Annotated in this window: 19 protein-coding genes, 1 tRNA gene and 2 rRNA genes; 9 read left to right on the forward strand and 13 right to left on the reverse strand. The window is 64.9% G+C overall.

All coding sequences use genetic code 11. The annotated features are described in order from the left end of the window. The first annotated feature begins 62 nt into the window (after window positions 1–62). Window positions 63–512: a MarR family transcriptional regulator gene (locus Q0D93_RS10505; RefSeq protein ID WP_294393741.1), complete on the forward strand. Its 450-nt coding sequence runs from the start codon at window positions 63–65 to the stop codon at window positions 510–512. Between the two features lie 115 nt (window positions 513–627). Here the strand turns inward: Q0D93_RS10505 and Q0D93_RS10510 are convergent, their stop codons facing one another. Further along, the gene (locus Q0D93_RS10510; RefSeq protein ID WP_294393744.1) at window positions 628–1,236 is read right to left on the reverse strand and encodes an NAD(P)H-dependent oxidoreductase; all 609 of its coding nucleotides are present in this window, start codon (window positions 1,234–1,236) and stop codon (window positions 628–630) included. Then, window positions 1,233–2,240 carry an NAD(P)-dependent oxidoreductase gene (locus Q0D93_RS10515; RefSeq protein ID WP_294393747.1) on the reverse strand — a complete coding sequence of 336 codons (1,008 nt, stop codon included), beginning with the start codon at window positions 2,238–2,240 and terminating at the stop codon, window positions 1,233–1,235. Before Q0D93_RS10515 ends, Q0D93_RS10510 begins: the two co-directional genes overlap by 4 nt. 42 nt (window positions 2,241–2,282) lie before the next feature. Between Q0D93_RS10515 and Q0D93_RS10520 the strand changes: the two genes are divergently transcribed. Continuing rightward, the gene (locus Q0D93_RS10520; RefSeq protein ID WP_294393750.1) at window positions 2,283–2,927 is read left to right on the forward strand and encodes a TetR/AcrR family transcriptional regulator; all 645 of its coding nucleotides are present in this window, start codon (window positions 2,283–2,285) and stop codon (window positions 2,925–2,927) included. 256 nt (window positions 2,928–3,183) lie between these two features. Here the strand turns inward: Q0D93_RS10520 and Q0D93_RS10525 are convergent, their stop codons facing one another. The 3 genes from Q0D93_RS10525 to Q0D93_RS10535 form a co-directional block, all read right to left on the reverse strand. Further along, on the reverse strand, window positions 3,184–4,029 hold the full coding sequence (locus Q0D93_RS10525) for an SMP-30/gluconolactonase/LRE family protein (protein ID WP_294393754.1): 846 nt from the start codon (window positions 4,027–4,029) through the stop codon (window positions 3,184–3,186). Between the two features lie 49 nt (window positions 4,030–4,078). After that, window positions 4,079–4,846 (reverse strand): glucose 1-dehydrogenase, encoded by a 768-nt coding sequence (locus tag Q0D93_RS10530; protein ID WP_294393758.1) that lies wholly within the window; start codon window positions 4,844–4,846, stop codon window positions 4,079–4,081. 65 nt (window positions 4,847–4,911) lie between these two features. Then, window positions 4,912–5,967, reverse strand: coding sequence for an aldo/keto reductase (locus tag Q0D93_RS10535; protein WP_294393761.1), 1,056 nt, complete (start codon window positions 5,965–5,967; stop codon window positions 4,912–4,914). Between the two features lie 113 nt (window positions 5,968–6,080). Here Q0D93_RS10535 and Q0D93_RS10540 point away from each other — a divergent pair, with 113 nt between their 5' ends. The 5 genes from Q0D93_RS10540 to Q0D93_RS10560 all read left to right on the forward strand — a co-directional run bounded on the left by Q0D93_RS10540 (window position 6,081) and on the right by Q0D93_RS10560 (window position 11,451). After that, complete coding sequence (locus Q0D93_RS10540; protein WP_294393762.1) at window positions 6,081–6,974, forward strand: LysR family transcriptional regulator; 894 nt, start codon at window positions 6,081–6,083, stop codon at window positions 6,972–6,974. A 195-nt stretch (window positions 6,975–7,169) separates the two neighbouring features. Next, window positions 7,170–8,414, forward strand: coding sequence for an MFS transporter (locus Q0D93_RS10545; RefSeq protein ID WP_294393765.1), 1,245 nt, complete (start codon window positions 7,170–7,172; stop codon window positions 8,412–8,414). A 22-nt stretch (window positions 8,415–8,436) separates the two neighbouring features. Then, window positions 8,437–9,411 (forward strand): quinone oxidoreductase, encoded by a 975-nt coding sequence (locus tag Q0D93_RS10550; protein WP_294393768.1) that lies wholly within the window; start codon window positions 8,437–8,439, stop codon window positions 9,409–9,411. Between the two features lie 159 nt (window positions 9,412–9,570). Continuing rightward, a complete protein-coding gene (locus tag Q0D93_RS10555; protein ID WP_294393770.1) occupies window positions 9,571–10,353 on the forward strand; it encodes a glucose 1-dehydrogenase in 783 nt (260 codons plus the stop codon). Between the two features lie 111 nt (window positions 10,354–10,464). Then, on the forward strand, window positions 10,465–11,451 hold the full coding sequence (locus Q0D93_RS10560) for an MBL fold metallo-hydrolase (RefSeq protein ID WP_294393771.1): 987 nt from the start codon (window positions 10,465–10,467) through the stop codon (window positions 11,449–11,451). Between the two features lie 152 nt (window positions 11,452–11,603). On the opposite strand, the gene Q0D93_RS10565 is transcribed toward Q0D93_RS10560, so the two are convergent. Continuing rightward, window positions 11,604–12,512, reverse strand: coding sequence for a LysR family transcriptional regulator (locus Q0D93_RS10565; RefSeq protein WP_294393773.1), 909 nt, complete (start codon window positions 12,510–12,512; stop codon window positions 11,604–11,606). Between Q0D93_RS10565 and Q0D93_RS10570 the strand changes: the two genes are divergently transcribed. Both Q0D93_RS10570 and Q0D93_RS10575 read left to right on the forward strand, forming a co-directional pair. Next, window positions 12,511–13,551: an SDR family NAD(P)-dependent oxidoreductase gene (locus Q0D93_RS10570; RefSeq protein ID WP_294393775.1), complete on the forward strand. Its 1,041-nt coding sequence runs from the start codon at window positions 12,511–12,513 to the stop codon at window positions 13,549–13,551. The genes Q0D93_RS10565 and Q0D93_RS10570 overlap by 2 nt on opposite strands. Before the next feature lie 26 nt (window positions 13,552–13,577). After that, entirely contained in the window at window positions 13,578–14,276 is a 699-nt protein-coding gene (locus Q0D93_RS10575; protein ID WP_294393777.1) for a RibD family protein, read from the forward strand. 85 nt (window positions 14,277–14,361) lie between these two features. Here the strand turns inward: Q0D93_RS10575 and Q0D93_RS10580 are convergent, their stop codons facing one another. The 7 genes from Q0D93_RS10580 to Q0D93_RS10610 form a co-directional block, all read right to left on the reverse strand. Further along, on the reverse strand, window positions 14,362–14,619 hold the full coding sequence (locus tag Q0D93_RS10580) for a type II toxin-antitoxin system ParD family antitoxin (protein WP_294393782.1): 258 nt from the start codon (window positions 14,617–14,619) through the stop codon (window positions 14,362–14,364). A 274-nt stretch (window positions 14,620–14,893) separates the two neighbouring features. Beyond that, the gene (locus Q0D93_RS10585) at window positions 14,894–15,079 is read right to left on the reverse strand and encodes a nuclear transport factor 2 family protein (RefSeq protein WP_294393785.1); all 186 of its coding nucleotides are present in this window, start codon (window positions 15,077–15,079) and stop codon (window positions 14,894–14,896) included. Further along, window positions 15,076–16,527 (reverse strand): nuclear transport factor 2 family protein, encoded by a 1,452-nt coding sequence (locus Q0D93_RS10590; RefSeq protein WP_294393791.1) that lies wholly within the window; start codon window positions 16,525–16,527, stop codon window positions 15,076–15,078. The genes Q0D93_RS10585 and Q0D93_RS10590 overlap by 4 nt, the downstream gene beginning before the upstream one ends. A 194-nt stretch (window positions 16,528–16,721) precedes the next feature. Beyond that, window positions 16,722–16,904 carry a hypothetical protein gene (locus tag Q0D93_RS10595; RefSeq protein WP_294393793.1) on the reverse strand — a complete coding sequence of 61 codons (183 nt, stop codon included), beginning with the start codon at window positions 16,902–16,904 and terminating at the stop codon, window positions 16,722–16,724. A 292-nt stretch (window positions 16,905–17,196) separates the two neighbouring features. After that, window positions 17,197–17,273 (reverse strand) — tRNA-Met (locus tag Q0D93_RS10600). Between the two features lie 94 nt (window positions 17,274–17,367). Next, window positions 17,368–17,482: ribosomal RNA gene (gene rrf, locus Q0D93_RS10605) — 5S ribosomal RNA — on the reverse strand. A 127-nt stretch (window positions 17,483–17,609) separates the two neighbouring features. Next, window positions 17,610–18,304, reverse strand: a 23S ribosomal RNA gene (locus Q0D93_RS10610); the annotation flags it as partial.

An 18,304-nucleotide genomic window follows, 5' to 3' on the forward strand; every position in this document is an offset into this window, starting at 1 on the left:
TTGCTTTCCTTTCAGGGAGCAGCAGGTTATCAGTGGGCTGACACCTATATAAGGGCCCTGACATGTCAAGCCAGGAAGCGGCTGCGGCGATGGATGATCCGTTCGCCACCATCGGGTTCGCGCTCAAGATGGCGCAGCAGACGCTGCGCACGCACATGGACGCTGCGCTTCAGCGGATTGGGCTGACGACGCCGCAATATGCGGTGCTGAACTTTCTGATGGTCGAGCCGGGCGCCTCGAACGCGGCGCTGGCGCGCCGTTCGTTCGTCACCCCGCAGACGATGCAGGGGATCGTCGTCGCGCTGGAGCGTTCAGGCTTTATCGTGCGGGCACCGCACCCCGATCATAAGCGGGTCCAGACGACAGAGCTGACGGATCGCGGTCGCGAGGTGCTGGCGGCGGCCACCGGGATCGTCGCCGGCGCGGAGGCGCGGCTGCGAGAGGCTTCGGCTCCGCTCGATCCACAGTCCGTGGCCGCGATGCTGCTGCGCATGGCCGAGGCGCTTCGCTGAACGACGGTGGTAGCGGTTGCGGGGCAGCCTCTCAGTCCATCAGCTGCACGTCATCGCAACTGCGCGCTTCCCTGAACTTCGTTCCCATTCGGCACACGACTGGACAGCTCCGTCATCATGGCAGGTGCTTGATGATGGATTGGGCTGCCGTGCGAGGGAGAGACGCGAAGTCCGGGTGATCCGCTGTGAACAATTTCGATGTTGCAACCGTGGCACCGCAATAACCGAAGATGCCTCGGCCGATCTGGGCCTGCATCGCCTCGCGATAGCCACGCTTGGCGTAGGTTGCGGCATCGGCGCCTCCCAGTGCGATCAGATGCACCTTCAACCGGCCGAGTTTCTTGACAAGGCCCTGTTCGGGGTCGGCGTCAAAGGCCCATCCCGAGACGAATACCCGGTCGATCCAGCCCTTGAGCAGCGCCGGCATCGACCACCAATAAACCGGGTAGACCAGGACCAGATGATCGGCGCGATCGATGCGTTGCTGTTCGTCGCGCACATCGTCGGGTGCGGGTCCATCCGCCGCAAAGGCGGCGTGATCGGCCGGACCGAATACCGGATCGAAGCCCTCGGCGGCGATGTCGGCGAGTTCGGTCCCGATCCCGCAGCCATCGAGCGCTTCGATGATCGCTGTGGAAACCGAGCGGGTCAGCGAAGAGCCGGCGGGGTGCACCATGACCACCAGCGCGCGCGTGGCGCCGTTTTCCTGCTCAAGACGAGTCATGCGAGCGGCAGCGCCATCAGTTGTCCGCCCTCCTGCGTGAGGCGTCCGAGATAGTTGGCGTGGTCGAGGACCTGATAGGGGAAGAACAGCCCTGCTGGCGTGGCGGGTTCGCCATCCAGTCCCGCGAGGCGTTCCAGCACCATGCTGACGCCGAGCGCCGTCAACGGCGCCGCCCCGCCTGGGTGGACGACGGCGTGGCGGCTGCGCAGCAGCGCGCCGCTCGCGTCGAGGCCGGACAGCTCGATGATGATCTCGGTCGACTTCGTGCCGCCCGCACGCCGACTGGAACTAACCCCCGTTCCGATCGCGAATACGACATCGCTCGCGCCCGTGACCGCCGCGAGGCCGGCAATGTCGATCGACGAAAAGCCCGCCGCCGGGATCACGGTGCCATCGATCGCCTGGAACGCGCACTGCGTATCATCCTTCTTGCGCCAGACGAAGGCACCGTCCTGTCGTGCCAGGACAGAGGGCATGACCGACGCAAGGCGCTCGAAATCCTCCGCAACTGCGGGGCCGCCCTGATCCTCCTCGTCCACAAGCGCACCGATCTTGATGGCGTCAAGACGGGCATAGGGCTTGGCACAGGCGAGTGTCGCGATGGTGGTGGCCCCGACAAGCCACTCATAGCCGAGTACGGTCGCCGCTGCATCGGGACGCTGCATATGGATCGCAACCTCTGGTGCGACCTCGTAAATCCCGGACGAAATGCCGAGGTGCGCGATCCCGCGAGCATGGGCGTAGCGCAGGCTCGCCAGCCTTTCATCGGCATAGAGGACGGCCATGGCTCCGATCCGCCGATCGCCAAGACCAAGATCGTCGGCATGCGGGTCGATCATCACCGCCTCCGCATTGCCCAGCGCGCCAGCGACACGCTGCGCCTTTGGCTCATTTCGCCCGCCGATCAGCAAGGGGAGATCGGGATGCCGGGCGCGCAGGGCCTTGGCGGTGAGCTGGCCGATCTGGCCGGTGCCGCCCAGGAGGAGGATGGGTAGCAAGGACATTGACGCTCTCCTGCCGAAATCAGTAAGCTACGAACGGTAGGCGTGATTAAGCTACCTTTGGTAGGTTTTGCAAGCGGGTTTTCCATGCCGTCAGTTTCAGGTGCAGCTTCCCCGCAACGGGGCCGAAGGCTTCCCAAGGCCGATCGGCATCAACAACTGCTCGCCACGGCTCTGGAGGTGATCCGCACGCAAGGGGCCGATTGTCTGACACTCGGGCATCTGGCGACTTGTGCGGGTGTGTCGAAGCCGGTGGTGTACGACCATTTCGGCTCGCGATCCGGCCTGCTGATCGACCTGTATCGGTGGATCGACAGCGAACGGATCGAGGCATTCCGCCAAGCGATGGCGGCTGCCGGCAAGGACCGCGATGAGACGGTCGCATGCCTGGCAGATGCCTATATCCGTTGTGCCGCCGATTTGACCGGTGAATTCCACATCGTGGGTGCGGCGCTAACCGGGAGCCCGGAAAAGGCGGAAGTCTATGACGAACTGCTCGACCAGTCCGTCGCGATGTTCGTGTCCGTGCTACGACCGTTCAGCGAACTGTCCGCAGACGCCGCCATGTGCTTGTGCATCGGCCTGGTCGGCGCGGGGGAAGGACTGTCGGCCGCGATCGTACGTGGCAAACTTGCCGAGGCCGATGCCATCGCCACGTTTGCAGCTATCATCAGGGGCTCTCTGCCATAGCCGCACCGAGCCCAGCTTTCCCGATATTCCATCGTTCGTGAGAAGGGCGGCGCTGGTCCGGACAGATAGCGCAATTAGGTGAACGTCTACCATTTCAGATGCGGCGTCCGCTCCGCAACAGCGTCCACTGTTTCAAGAGAACCGACACTGTGTGACGGTTCTCTTGAAAAATCGGGCAACAACGAGCTTCAGCCTGGGCAATTCGTGACGCTCTGCTTACTGAGGAAGGTTGATCTGCTGGATTGAGAAAATCCGCTCAGGTTTTCGGTTGATCCGGCGAAACATCGGTCTTGAGGACCGTTGCTAGTCGCTTCGATGCTTCCAAGTCGGCTCCGCCGCCCTGGTACGTCACGCTGAACAAGGTTCTGCCATCTGCCCCCCCAAGAGCGCACGCGATCGCGCGACCGCCGCATCGAATGCGGTCCGTGATCGTGCCGTCCGCACGAATGCGGACGACCTCGCCCGTCTCATAACCGGCAATCCAGATGCCGCCAGCGGCATCGATGCAGATGCCGTCCGGCTGCTGGTTGCCAAGCTCGGCGTAGATACGACAGTTCGACAGCGTGCCGTCGGCTGCCCGATCATAGGCCAGCAGCCGCGATGCCCAGGTCTCCGCGCCAATCAGGGTGCGCCCGCCGTCGGTAATGACCATGCCGTTGGGAAACTCGACTCCGCTCGCCGCGACGCGGACCGAACCATCAGGCGCGGCCATGTGCAGGTCGGACGACTTTTTCGGCTCGCCGCCATCGATGTCGTAACCGAAATTGCCGATATAGACGTTGCCGAGATCGTCCACGACTAGGTCGTTGAGATCGCCGGTCGCGTAGCCGGACAGGTCGGCGTGAAGTACCAGCTGGCCGTCGACGAGCTTCATCAGCCGTCGATCCTTTTTGGACGCGATCACCAGCGTTCCGTCCGGCAGGAATCCCATACCGATCGGCTGGTGCGGCACCTCGCACACGACGCTGCGAGTGCCGTCAGCGGCGAGCGTGTAGACCTTGTGGTCGAGGATATCCGCGACCCAGAGCCGACCGTCGTGCCAGCGTGGGCTTTCCAGCAGCAGGAGATCATCCGCGAACATCGTTGCCTGATGGTCTCTCATGTAAACTCCTGTTTGTGCTCGGACGGCCGATCCCGGCCGCTCCGCCGCGTCAATTCGCGGTGAAGCCGCCGTCGACCGGCAGCGCCACCCCGTGGACGAAGCTGGCGGCGGGGCTTGCGAGCCAGAGGACCGCGGCCGCGACCTCTTCGGCCTTGCCGAGGCGGCCGATCACCTGGAGGCGGAAGATTTCCTCCATCGCCTCGGGCTGGGTTTCCTTCATGCTCGATACCATCGGCGTGTCGATCGCCCCCGGGCAGACGCAGTTGATGCGGATGTTCTGGCTCGCATACCGAAGCGCCGCGCTCTTGGTCAGGCCGACAACGCCGAACTTGGTGGCGTTGTAGGAGGCGAGGTCGACCTGAGCGACCAGCCCGCCGCAGGACGAGGTGTTGACGATCGCGCCTCTGCCTTGCTTGCGCATCTGCTGGAGCTCGTGCTTCATCGAGGCCCAAACGCCGCGCAGGTTGATCGCGACGACGCGGTCGAAGTCCCCCGCCGTCTGATCGGCGACGTCGGTCGCGGGCGCCTGGACGCCGGCATTGTTGAACGCGATGTCGAGGCGGCCGAACTCGGCTACCGTGCGGGCGACCGCGGCGGCGATCTGATCCTCGTCGGTTACGTCGCAGCCGATGCCGATCGCGCGCGCGCCGGTCGCCGCGATCTTCTCGGCCGCCGTAATGACCGCCTGCTCCTGCACGTCGACCAGCACGACAGCCGCACCGCTGGCCGCGAACGCTTCCGCTGCTGCAAGGCCCATGCCCTGGTTGGCCCCGGTGATGAAGGCCACTTGGCCGGAAAAGTCATAGGTTGGGTTCATGTCTCGATACTCTCGCTATCTGGGTGAAAATGGCGTTGCCCCCCTCGGGGCGGAGGCGCTCCGCTTCAATCGCCGAGGAAGGGCTTCATCAGCACCATGTCGGCTGCGGAGCCGCGGTTCATGGCGCCGTTCCGCTGATGCCAGTACGGATAGATGAGCGGCGGGCGGCTGACCTTCTCCAGCCGGTCGATCTCTTCGGTCGACAGCTTCAACTCGGCCGCCTTCAGGTTCTCGGCGAGCTGCGCCTCGTTGCGGGCGCCGATCACCAGACTGCTGATGCCGGGGCGGGTGAGCAACCAGGCGAGCGCGACCTGCGCGGCCGACACGCCGCGCGCCCCCGCAATCTCGACCACCACGTCGACGATGTCGAAAAAGGCTTCCTCGTCACGCACCGGCGGCTCGGTCCAGCCCTTCACCATCCGCGTGCCCTCCGGCTGCGGCTGGCCCCGGCGATACTTGCCCGACAGCAACCCGCTGGCGAGCGGCCCCCAAATCACCGCGCCGATGCCCTGGTCGACCGCGATCGGCAGCAACTCGTACTCGGCGTCGCGTGACTGGAGCGAATAGTAGATTTGCTGGCCGACCAGCTCGACCCCGCCGTTGCGATCGGCAGCGGCCACCGCCTTCATCACGTGCCAGCCGGAAAAGTTGGAAACGCCGACGTAGCGGATCTTGCCCGCGCGGGTCAGGTCTTCCAGCGCGCGCATCGTCTCGTCGAGCGGCGTCTGCCCGTCCCAGGTGTGAAGCCAATAAACGTCGATATGATCGGTGTTGAGCCGGCGAAGGCTGGCGTTGCACGCCTCCAGCAGATGGTGCCGGGACAGACCTTCGTCGTTTGGTCCATCGCCCATGACCTGGCGGCCCTTGGTGGCGATCAGCAGATCGTTGCGGCGGCCGGCGACGGCCTGCCCGACGATCTCCTCGGACTCGCCCATCGAGTACATGTCGGCAGTGTCGATGAAGGTGACGCCGGCATCGACGCTCATGTCGATCATGCGCTTGGCGCCGGCCACGTCGACGTTGCCGGCCTTCCCGAACATGCCCTTTCCACCGAACGTCATCGTCCCGAGCGTCAGGGGCGGCACCTTGAGGCCGGAGCGGCCGAGCCGACGATAGTCCATCTGTCATCTCCTGGTTGCGCGAGACTGGCCCGCTTCGCTGCACCGAGATGGGAGAGCTTGAAGCTAGAGATTAGACGGCAAGGATCGTATGGCTTTATCGATGGAGCACATGAATGCAGCGTAATGACCTGACGGACCTGAACGTGTTCTTGGCGGTCGCCAAGGAGCTCAGCTTCACGCGCGCCGCAGCGCGGCTGGGTCTCACCCAGTCGACGCTCAGCCACACGATCCGCGGTTTTGAGGAGCGGCTGGGCGTCCGCCTCCTCACGCGCAACACGCGCAAGGTGGCGCCGACCGCTGCGGGCGAACGCCTCCTCGCTGCCGCCGCGCCGCGGTTGCAGGAGATCGAGCAGGAGATCGCGGCGATCACTGCGTTGCGGGACAAGGCCGCCGGGACGGTGCGGATCACGTCCGACGAGCACGCCTATGAGACAATCCTGAGGCCTGCCCTACTGAAGTTGCTGCCCGCCTACCCGGACATCTCGGTCGAGGTCGCGATCGAGCACCGGCTGACCGATATCATCGCCGAACGGTTCGATGCCGGCGTGCGGCTCGGCGAGGAGGTCGAGCACGACATGATCGCCGTGCGGATCGGACCGCCCGTTCGATTCATCGTCGTCGGCTCCCCCAGCTACCTCGACCAGCAGCCTGCGCCGCTCGTTCCGCAGGATCTCACCTCACATCGCTGCATCAACCTGCGCCACAGCACGGCCGGCAAGCTCTACGCCTGGGAGTTCGAGAAGGACGGCAGGGCGCTCAAGGTACGCGTGTCTGGTCCGTTGACGGTCAACTATGCGCAACCGGCGATGCAGGCCGCATCGGAGGGCTTGGGCCTGGCCTATGTGCCGGAGGACGGCGCCGCAGAGCATTTGCGAAACGGACGACTCCGCCCCGTTCTCGACGACTGGTGTCAACCGTTCCCCGGCTACCATCTCTACTATCCCAGCCGGCGACAGATGGCGCCGGCCTTCGCTTTGGTAGTGGATGCGCTGAGGCACCGGAGCTGATCGGCTGGAGGTTCGGGCGCTGCTCGCGACGAGCCCCAGCCCGCACCGATCGAAGCCAAAGTCCCACGGATCGATGAGTCCACCTCATCGGCGCACGAAGTGCGCGGCGGATTGTGATGCCGGAAGGCGAGGCCTAGCTACGTCGCAGAAATTATCGCTCAACCGGACACGCACCCCGCGCGGGCTTGCCGCTCGGTGAGTGTGCACGCGTGCCGCGAACCAAAGGACGCTGCCATGGCAAGCATCGCAATCTCTAACATCGAGCAAGGGCGCGATCAGGCGACCGCCCGGTGGGGCGCCGTCTTGGCAATGTCGCTCTGCGTCTTCGTGCTGATCGCCTCCGAGTTCATGCCGGTCAGCCTGTTGTCACCCATCGCGCGCGACCTGGTCGTGTCGGAAGGACAAGCTGGGCAGGCGATCTCGATCTCCGGCATCTTCGCCGTCGTCACCAGCCTGTTCCTGGGCGGGCTGACCAGCCGGATCGACCGGCGAGCCGTGCTGCTGTCCATGACGACGCTGCTCGCGGCGTCCGGAGCGGTGGTCGCATTTGCGCCCACCTACCCGATCCTGATGGTCGGCCGGGCGCTGCTCGGCATCGTCATCGGCGGCTTCTGGTCGATGGCGACCTCGGTCGTCATGCGGCTCGTGCCGACGCCGTCGGTGCCCAAGGCCCTCGCAATCCTCAACGGCGGCAATGCGCTGGCGGCGACGATTGCCGCCCCGCTCGGCAGCTTCCTTGGCGCGATCATCGGCTGGCGCGGCGCGTTCTTCGTCGTGGTCCCGTTGGCTGCTGCGGCGCTCGCCTGGCAGTGGATGACCCTGCCCGCGCTTCGCAACGAAGACGCGGGCAAGGCCGACCCCTTCGCCGCCTTCCGCGTGCTCGGCAACCGGACCGCCGCGATCGGCATGGCGGCAGTGCTGCTGATGTTCATGGGGCAATACGGTGTCTACACGTATTTTCGCCCGTTCCTGGAGACAATCACGCGGGTGGACGTCACCATCCTGTCGCTGATGCTGCTGACGATTGGCATTACCGGGCTGATCGGCACGATCGCAGTGGGCCGGGTGTTGAACTGGTCGCTGTCGGGCTTCCTCGTCGCGGTGCCGCTACTGCTCGCCGGGGTTGCGATTGCGCTGATCCCGTGGGGTGGGGTCACCGCCGCCGTGTTTGTGCTGCTCGGAATCTTCGGCCTCGTCTCCACCCCTTCCTCGGTCGGATGGTTCACCTGGCTGTCGCGGACGCTGCCGGACGACGCAGAGGCGGGCGGCGGTCTGATGGTCGCGATCATCCAGCTCGCCATTACCCTGGGCGCGGCAGGTGGTGGGGTGTTGTACGATGCCGGCGGCTACCGGGCGACCTTCGGCGCGAGCGCCGCAGTGCTGATCGCTGGTACAGTCGCTGCCTTCCTCGCCGGTCGTGTCCGGCCCCGCTCCGCCTGAACCTCGTCGAAAGGAAAAGCGTATGAAAGCCATCCGCATTCACGAACATGGCGGCCCTGACGTGCTTCGCTATGAGGACGTCGAAACGCGCTCGCTCGCAAAGGGCGAGGTGCTGGTGCGAAACCACGCCGCGGGGGTGAACCGTACCGACATCTACGCGCGCACCGGCTTCCTGGGCGAAGTGAGCGAGCTGCCGGCGACGCTTGGCAAGGAGGGCGCGGGCGAGGTGGTGGCGGTCGGCGAGGGCGTGACCGACTTCGCTGCCGGCGACCGCGTTGCCTATACCGAGACGTTCGGCGCCTATGCGGAAGCGACGGTGGTGCCGGCGCACTTCCTCGTCCACCTGCCCGACGCGATCGACTTCGACACCGCTGCCGCCTCGCTGCTGAAGGGGCTGACCGCACAATATCTGCTGCGCCACACCTTCCGCGTCGAACCTAGCCAAGCCATCCTCTACCATGGCGCGGCGGGCGGCGTCGGTCTGATCCTGACGCAGTGGGCCGCCCATCTCGGGGCCACCGTCATCGGCACCGTCGGGTCGTCCAAGAAGGTCGGGCTGGCACGGGCCAACGGCTGCCATCACGTCATCGACAACTCCCGGGAGGACTTCGTCGCTCGCGTAAAGGAGATCACCGGGGGCGAGGGTTGCCATGTCGTCTACGACGGCGTCGGCAAGGATACCGCGCAACGGTCGCTCGATTGCCTCCGCCCGCGCGGCACCTATGTCAACTTCGGCTGGGCCTCGGGTCCGGTCGACGCGATCAGCCCGATGGACCTGTTGTCCAAAGGCTCGCTCTACATGACCGCGCCGAGCCTCACCCAATATCTCGACAAGCGTGAGGACGTCGTCGCCAACGCGCAGGAGCTGTTCGACGTGATCGAGAGCGGTGCGATGAAGGTGCGCGTCTTCGACCGCCTGCCGCTCGACCAGGCCGCCGAAGCGCACCGCGTCGCCGAAGGCCGCGACGTAACGGGTGCGATCATCCTGCATCCCTGATGTACCGCGCCGCTCATGCGTGACCGCTGAGCGGCGCACAGCGGTTCGGTGACCGACGCTCATGGGGCAAGCCGGCATCTCTCACCGTTAAGACGATGACGGAAGGTGACGTCGCGGACGCGTGCCCCGCCCCACTCCCCCATATGGAAGGTTCGTATCATGGCCGATTTCCACGACAATCGTTTTGCCGACAAGGTCGCGTTCGTCACCGGCGCGTCGAGCGGCATCGGACGCGCGACCGCGATCGCGTTCGCCAAGGCCGGTGCCAACGTCGCGCTCGCCGACATCGACGAGGACGGGATCAATGAAACCGCCCGGCTCGTCGAGGAGACCGGTCGCACCGCGCTGGCGATCAAGACCGACGTCACCAGCGAGGACGACGTGAAGGCGGCGGTCGACCAAGCCGTCGCCAGGTTCGGGCGCATCGATGTTGCCTTCAACAACGCCGGCATCGAGCAGCCCTATGGCAAGATCGCCGACGTCTCGATCGAGGATTGGGACAAGATCATCGCGATCAACCTGCGCGGCGTCTATCTCGGCATGAAGTTCCTCGTGCCCGTCATGCTCGCGAACGGCGGCGGCTCGATCGTCAACACCTCGTCGAGCGCGGGCGTGATCGGCATCGCCGGCCAGGCCGCCTATGCCGCGACCAAGTTCGCGATCATCGGCCTCACCAAGAGCGCGGCGCTCGACTACGCCAAGGACGGCATCCGCGTGAACGCGATCTGCCCCGGCGTGATCGACACGGTGATGATCGAGCGCATCTCCAAGTCGGCCAAGGATGGCTACGACAGCATGGTCGCGCAGGAGCCGATCGGCCGCCTCGGCAAGGCCGATGAGATCGCGTCGGCGGTGCTGTGGCTCAGCTCGACCGACGGTGCGTTCACCACCGGCAGCGCCATGGTCGTCGACGGCGGCCAGACCGTCGGCCTCGGCGGCTGATGCCCTAACCCCACGGCATCCCCCTCCCCGACCGTGGGGTTACCCTGCCGCGCTATCTGGCGAGGCAGGGCCTTTACAATCCGGCAGACCGCCGCAGACCGAGGATCACCCATGCGCCTTTCCCATGCCCTTTGCGCTGCCGCGCTCGGTGCCGTGCTGGTGCCGGCGACCGGTGCCATCGCGCAGACACCCGCTCCCATCCCAGACCATCAGCAGATGGGGACCGCCCGCTCCGCCGGCTTCTACGTGATGCGGGTCGGCCGGTTCAAAGTGGTGGCACTGTTGGACGGGCTCCAGACGATGCCGTTCGACAAGCAGCTCGTCCGCACTACGCCCGCGCATGTCCGCGACCGGATGGCCGATTATTTCCTGCCGACGACGGTGCCGCTGTCGACCAATGCCTTCCTGATCAAGGGCGAGGGCCGGCGCATCCTTGTCGACACCGGCGCCGGCGGGTTCATCGATGGCAAGGTCGGCCTCCTCCAGCAGCGCCTCGCCGCGGCCGGCTACAAGCCCGAGGATATTACCGACATCATCCTTACTCACTTTCACTTCGACCACGCTGGCGGTCTGGTGAAGAATGGCGCGATCGCCTTCCCCAATGCTATGCTCCAGGTGTCGCGGATCGAAGCCGAGCATTGGTTCAGCCCGGCCGCCCGAGCCGCCGCCGCGGCGAACCAGCAGCCGACCTTCCAGGCGGCACCCAAGATGATCGGTCCCTACCGCGCCGCCGGCAAGCTGCAGATGCGCGACGACGGCTATGCGGTCGCGCCCGGCGTGACGATGCTCCTGCGGCCGGGTCACACGCCGGGATCCGTCGTCGTCAAACTGGACAGCGACGGGCAGACGATGCTGTTCATGGGCGACCTCCTCCACAGCGAGGAGGTCCAGTTCGCCGAAACCGGGGTCGCCTTCGCGTTCGACGAGAACAAGAACAATGCGGTGACGAGCCGACGCCGGACCTTCGCCGAAGCGGCGGACAAGGGCTCGTGGCTCGCCTTCGCGCACGTCTCCTTCCCCGGTATCGGCCATATCCGCTCTGACGGGCAAGGCTATCGCTGGATGCCGACCCAATATGGCGTCGATGCGATTGAATAAGCCGGGGCCTACGCATCGCGGCGATCAGCGATCGCCGCGATCGGCTGCTGGCAGTGCGTCACGGTGGCGAGATCGCCGCGCCCGCGTTCCAACGCCTTGAGGAGTAATCGACAAGGGCATACGTCGCTCTGGTCAATGAGGCCGGATCCCGCCTACAGCCCGAGCGGTCGGAGTTCGCGGATGGTGTCGATCAACAGGCGCAAGCCTTCGGGGAGTTGGCGACGGCTTGAATAATAGATGTGGAAGCCTGGCCCCGGGGTGAGCCAATCGTTCAGCACCGCCACCAACTCACCGTTGCGAACCTCGGCCGCAACCGCTGGTGCGGGCAGGTAGGCGATCACGCCGCCGCCCAATACCAGCACGCGGGCAAACTGCGTCCCGTCCTGGGTGATTACGCCCTCCGGCGCTACCTCGATCTTCTCTTCGCCACGCTCGAACTCCCAACGGTAGATGCGATCGTTGCCCAAGCGGACGCCTAGGCAGCGATGGCGGGCCAGATCGTTGGGATGCTCAGGAACACCGTAGCGTCCGACGTAAGCGGGCGAGGCAACGACGGTCCACTCGATATCGGCGGACAACCGCTGAGCCACCATGTCCTCGGGCACGGTGCCGCCGTAGCGGATGCCCGCATCGAAGCCGCCGTCTATCACGTCGACCATCCGGTTGGACACGGCGACGTCGATCCGCACGTCCGGGTACCGATCGATGAAGGTCGGCAGCACCGGGCCCAGGAGCAACGAAGCGGCATCCTCCATGACGTTCAACCGGATGCGTCCAGCGGGCGTTTCGCGGAGCTGGTTCATAGCCTCCAGCGCGTCGCCGATCTTGGCAAAGGGCTGCTCGATCATCTGTCGTAGCTCTTCGCCGGCCGCGGTCAGGGTTACACTGCGAGAGGTGCGGTTCAGCAGCCGGATGCCGAGGCGCGTTTCCAGCCCCTTCAGGGCGTGGCTGAGGCCCGACGCGCTGACGCCGACCTCCAGCCCGGCGAGGCGAAAGTTGCGATGACGGGCGATCGCCAGGAAGTAGGTGAAATCCGCGAGGTCTGATCGTCCAGGTTGCATGACGGCACTATCCAGCCATGGCCTGCAACGCGCAACCTACGATGGCCTCGCCGATCCTGAACCCCAAAGCTCGGGCGATACCCGTCGACGTTCGCTTCATGGACCGTTGAGCAGCGTTCATGGTTCGATCGGGAAGGTTGACGAGTTGGACTCATCCAACCCTTTGCGGATCACCATCCCCGCGCAGCATCGAGGCTATGTCATGCACCAAGCTATCCGTACCGGGCACGTCGCTGTCATCACGGGCGGAGCCAGCGGTATTGGTCGATCGGCCGCGACGCGGTTCGCCGCCGCCGGGATGCGGATTGTTCTCGCCGACGTTGATGAAGGCGGGCTCGCAGCAGTGGCCGAAGAGTTGCGTGCCACGGGCGCCGATGTCGTGACACTCCGGACCGACGTCTCCAACGTCACACAGGTCGCGGCGATGGCGGACGCGGCCTGCGAGTTCGGTCCCGTCTCGATCCTGATGAACAACGCGGGACGCGAGGGCGGAGGCGGCATCCTTGCTGGCGAAACCGTCTGGGATGCGACACTCGCGACCAACCTGCTCGGCCCGGTCTACGGCGTGCAGCAGTTCTTGCCCACGATGCTGGCGGCGGACTGGCCGTGCGCAATCATCAACACCGGCTCCAAGCAAGGCATCACGCTGCCGCCCGGCGACACCGCCTATAACGTCAGCAAGGCAGGCCTCAACGCCTTCACCGCTTCACTGGCCCACGATCTCCTGCCGACCGATGGGCGCGTCACCGCGCACCTGCTGATCCCGGGCTTCACCTTCACCGGCTTCACCACCCGGCGCGGTATCGAGGCCAAGCCGGACGGCGCCTGGACGGCCGATCAGGTCGCCGACTTCATGCTGGAAAGAATGGACGCGGGCGACTTCTACATTCTGTGCCCCGACAACGAGACGAACCGCGACCTCGACATCCGCCGGATGCAGTGGACCGCGGCCGACATCGCCGAGAACCGTCCCGCCCTCTCGCGCTGGAATCCTGCGTATGCCGACGCTTTCGCCGCCTACATGCGCGGCGAAGGCTGAACCGCACCCTGTTCGAGGAAGCTGCCATGAAGCCCGATGTCGTTTGCCTGATGAATAGCTCGATCGATGGTCGCCTCCATCCAAGCCGCTACACCGAAAGCCCGGACGGTGACGCCAAGGCATGGGGTGAGGTCTATGAGACGATCCATGCCAGCCTCAACGGTGACGCCTGGATCGTCGGCCGCGTCACCATGGCCGAGATGAGCAAGGCGGGACCGCACGCACCCGCCGATCCGAACGCCGTCGAACGCCCGGTCCACGTCGCCGGCAAGGCGGACAGCTACGCCGTCGCACTTGACCAAGGCGGAAAGCTGCATTTTGCCGGTGCTACGGTGGGAGGCGACCACGTTATTGTCCTGCTCGGGGCACAGGTTCCGGACAGTCACCTCGCCGAGCTTGCCGCGGATGGCGTCTCCTACATCGTCGCTAAAGGCGACGACATCGATCTCGCGGCCATGCTCGACGTGCTCGGCGAGCGGTTCGGCATCCGCCGGCTGCTGCTCGAAGGCGGTGCCGGCATCAACGGCTCGTTTTTTGCCGCCGGGTTGGTCGACGAGTTCCACGTCCTTATCGCGCCGGCGCTGGATGGCGGCACCAATGTCCAAGGCATCGTTGCCCATGATCCGGGTCTCAAAGGCAAGCTCCGGCTCCGTTTCGTCGCGGCCGAGCCCCGCGATCACGGTACCGTCCAGCTACGCTACAAGGTTCTTCCGAGCGGTGTCTAAAGATATGCCGTGCGCCGGTTAAAGCGGACGATCGGCCGCATCTCGCAGCGGATGCTTATGCCGGCCGGCGATTTACAGATCGAGCTTAGCGATGCCGATGCGGTAGTCGTCGGTCCGGTCGGCACCCTCGACGATGCCCTGGATATGGCCATGCCTGCGGCACCGCGGCAGTCTGACGGACAGTGTTGTGGCGCTCGAACGCCTGCTCGCGCTCGTCCAGCAGGCGCAGCGCCGCTCGCACGACCTCGCCAAAGTTGGCGTAGCGGTCGGATGCCAGCAATCCTTCGGCAACAGCGTGCAACTCAGGGCTTAGGGATATCCAGATATTCTTGCGGACGGTCATACCGCTCCACGGCGCGTGCTAACTGGTAAGACAATCAGCGCAATTAGAGCAGTCCCAAGACACGATCGTTTTCGGGAAGGTTGGAGTTTGCGGAGCGTCGGATAGTTTCAGTCGTCAAGCAGGACCGCCCCCTGTCGGCCAACCGTAGGCCGCAGATCGTTGTTCATGCGCCTACGCCGGGATGCCAGGCGCACGACCGCGCAGGAGATCAGCTTAGGTCAGGAGGTCCGAGGGAATTGGCGATGCCGCTATGGAATTGCCAGTTTCCTTGCGTTCACTTCACTTCCTGGACCGATTCCGCGATCTTCCAGCCGTCTTCGGTGCGGACGAATTTAAGATCGTACGTACCGACGAGCGACTGATTCGGGCTCCCATTCGCCACCCCGTAGAAGTGGCTGGCGTGCATGAGCACGTGGCAGGACGCCGTGTCACCGTTGATGACGATGCCCTGCGGGATCATGATGTGCTCGTCGCCGTCGAGCTTGCCATGGAATTGCCTGGCGAGCTGACACCACTTGTCGGCCTAGACGCGCATCCGCTCCATCCGATCGTCGGGCTGTGGTCGACCTCGATATCCTCACCGTAACAAGTCCTGAGCAGGTCAAAATCGTGCGTGTCGGTGCCCTGCCGGTAGCGCTGCACCAGATCGGTGATGGCGATGTAATCGGGGAGGTGATCCATCTTCTCGTCCGGCCCGGCGCCGCGCACGTGCTTAGCTTTTCCGCTGTCGTGTCGAACATGGTCGTATTTGTTCCTCACGATGATCGGATCGCCAACGGGCGTCGAGCCCGCTAACAGGAGGTTGTCTCCGGAAGGAGATATGCGGAGGTCTTCTCCGTATATCAGGAGGGTTGATCGGGTCGCAGGAACTTGGTCGAGGTCAGGCACGTCAGCCGCGGGTGGACGATGAGCGTAACAAGGCGAAACTGATCGAGGCGGCCAAGCGTCGCTTCGCGGAACAGGGCGCAAGCGCCGCGCTGGAGCAGATCGCGCGCGATGCAGGGTCGGCATCGGCACGCTGTATCGCCACTTCGCCACCCGCGACGCGCTGATCGAGGCGGTGTATGGCAGGAAGTCGACGCGCTGGTCGCGGCGGCGTCCGAGTTCGAAGCGAACGCGACGCCCGTCGAGGCGCCGCGCGCGTGGCTCAACCTGTTCATCGACTTCCTCGAAACGAAACAGGGGATCGTGAGCGTGCTGGACACGCTGATCGGCAGGTCGGACCCCCTTTACAGCGGCACGCCGGCCCGGCTTTCGCCGCCGGTCGACCTGCTCGTCAAGCGGGCGAACGCGGGGAGGGGGATCAGGATCGACATGGTGCCGCTCGATCTGCTGCGTGCCATGGCCGGCATCGCCCGAACAGGCCGGGGGCGGCGTGGAAGCAGCAGGCCGGCACCCTGGTCGACGTGCTGCTGAGAGGCGCGCAAGGCACGCACTGACACGTAAATCCCACGTCATCGGGCTTTCCCGTTTCCCGATCCAATTTGAGATAGCGCCGGATGTCTCGATTGCCGTTTCTATACGGGAAGGCTCAAGCGTTCGCGCTGGCAGACGCGATGCCGACGCCTTTCCCGCCGGTGACGGGATCACGCCTGCCTGATCGGCCAGGCGAAACACGCCCGGAGCCGTTCCCGTCGCATGCCAGCCATAAGCGACGTTGGCGACGGCATCGATCAGCGTGTCACTGCTCCGCCGCGCCATTTGCTCGCCAAGTTGCGGCAATTCGGTGCCCAGCGCGGGCGACAATCGCTCGGGGCCGCCCGCTTCGCGCAGGCGCGAGCGGCGTACGGCGAGACACAGACTGCCGCTACCATCCTCCTGCCGCACCAGCCCGGCATAGCCCCGGTCGGCCAGGTGCAGCTCGATCCGGTCGCCGACCAGCCTGGCGAGCGCTCGGACCGGCGGCAAGCCGGGCGCGCAGGCCCAAAGTCGGATCAGCGCCGCGTGCCTTCGGGCCTGGCCAGCCCGCGCGTGTCATGCTTGGCACTGGCGAGAAGCAGCGCATCCGCACTCGGCATCGTCCCATCGTCGAGCCGCACGGCGTCGTCCGCCACCGCCCGCACGCCGACCCTGCGCTCGATCGCAGCGCCCGCTTTGTCTGCTTACGCCAGCATCAGCGTGTCGAGTCGCCAGCACGACATCGCCAAGGCCACATAGGGCAAGGGCGCCTCCGCCATCGCGTCGGCAGTGAGCAGCCGCACATGCGTGATCGGCGCGGGAGTGAGCGCATCGGCGGCAATCCCCAATTGCACCGGTCGCGTCAGGGTCGCCGCCGCCCCGTCCACTGCTCGGTCCGGCGCAGCATGTCGCCGTCACCGAACCCCGCGTCGAGCAGCCGCGATCACGTCCGCTCCCGGGCCGGCCGATCCAACGCGGACTTTGCCTTGAACGACGGCGCGAGTGCCCGGCAGGTCATCCGCTCGTTCATCGCGAAGATCGTGGTGCAGCCCGGCAGCGCACGTGGCGGCGAGCGCTGTCTTATCCTTGTGCGGTATTCTGGCGTTTTGCGGGGGGCGCGTGCGGCCCCAACGCACAACAGCCCCGGTCTGTTAGGACCGAGGCTGTTTGTGGCGGATTTGGTTGCGGGGACAGGATTTGAACCTGTGACCTTCAGGTTATGAGCCTGACGAGCTACCGGGCTGCTCCACCCCGCGGCACTATGTGGCGAGGTTTTTGGCCTCGTGGCTGTGTTTGCCGTTGTGCGGCGTTGTTTGTGGATGGGTTCTGTGTGTGAGCGCTGGCTGCAATGCCTGGCGGCGACCTACTCTTCCGTCGCTTAAGCGACAGTACCATTGGCGCGGTCTGGTTTCACGGCCGAGTTCGGGATGGGATCGGGTGGGTCACAGACGCTATGGCCACCAAGCAATGGAGCCAGCGCGGACGCATCCTTGTGGGGATGCGTTGGGTGAAATCGATGCGTGCACTATGCTGGTTGTGTGATGAGCCGCATCGTCCAGCAGGATCAGTCCTGATGTTGATGGTGGGACTCTTCAAGCGCGAATAGAGCAATTAGTATCGGTTAGCTCCATGGGTTACCCCACTTCCACATCCGATCTATCAAGGTCGTGGTCTTCGACCGCTCTATGATATCTTATCTCGAGGGGAGCTTCCCGCTTAGATGCTTTCAGCGGTTATCTCGTCCATGCATAGCTACCCTGCTGCACCGTTGGCACGATGACAGGTCCACCAGAGGCATGTTCATCCCGGTCCTCTCGTACTAGGGACAAGTCCTCTCAAATATCGACGCCCACGGCAGATAGGGACCAAACTGTCTCGCGACGTTCTGAACCCAGCTCACGTACCACTTTAATTGGCGAACAGCCAAACCCTTGGGACCTGCTCCAGCCCCAGGATGTGATGAGCCGACATCGAGGTGCCAAACAACCCCGTCGATATGAGCTCTTGGGGGTTATCAGCCTGTTATCCCCGGCGTACCTTTTATCCGTTGAGCGATGGCCCTTCCACGAGGGACCACCGGATCACTATGACCGACTTTCGTCTCTGCTCGACTTGTCAGTCTCGCAGTCAGGCGGGCTTATGCCATTGCACTCTAACAGCCGGTTTCCAACCGGCCTGAGCCCACCATCGCGCGCCTCCGTTACTCTTTGGGAGGCGACCGCCCCAGTCAAACTACCCGCCACAGAGGGTCCCTGAACCAGTTTCATGGTTCGAGGTTAGACATCAG

The organism is uncultured Sphingomonas sp. (assembly GCF_934560975.1).
Classification (GTDB): Bacteria; Pseudomonadota; Alphaproteobacteria; order Sphingomonadales; family Sphingomonadaceae; genus Sphingomonas_I.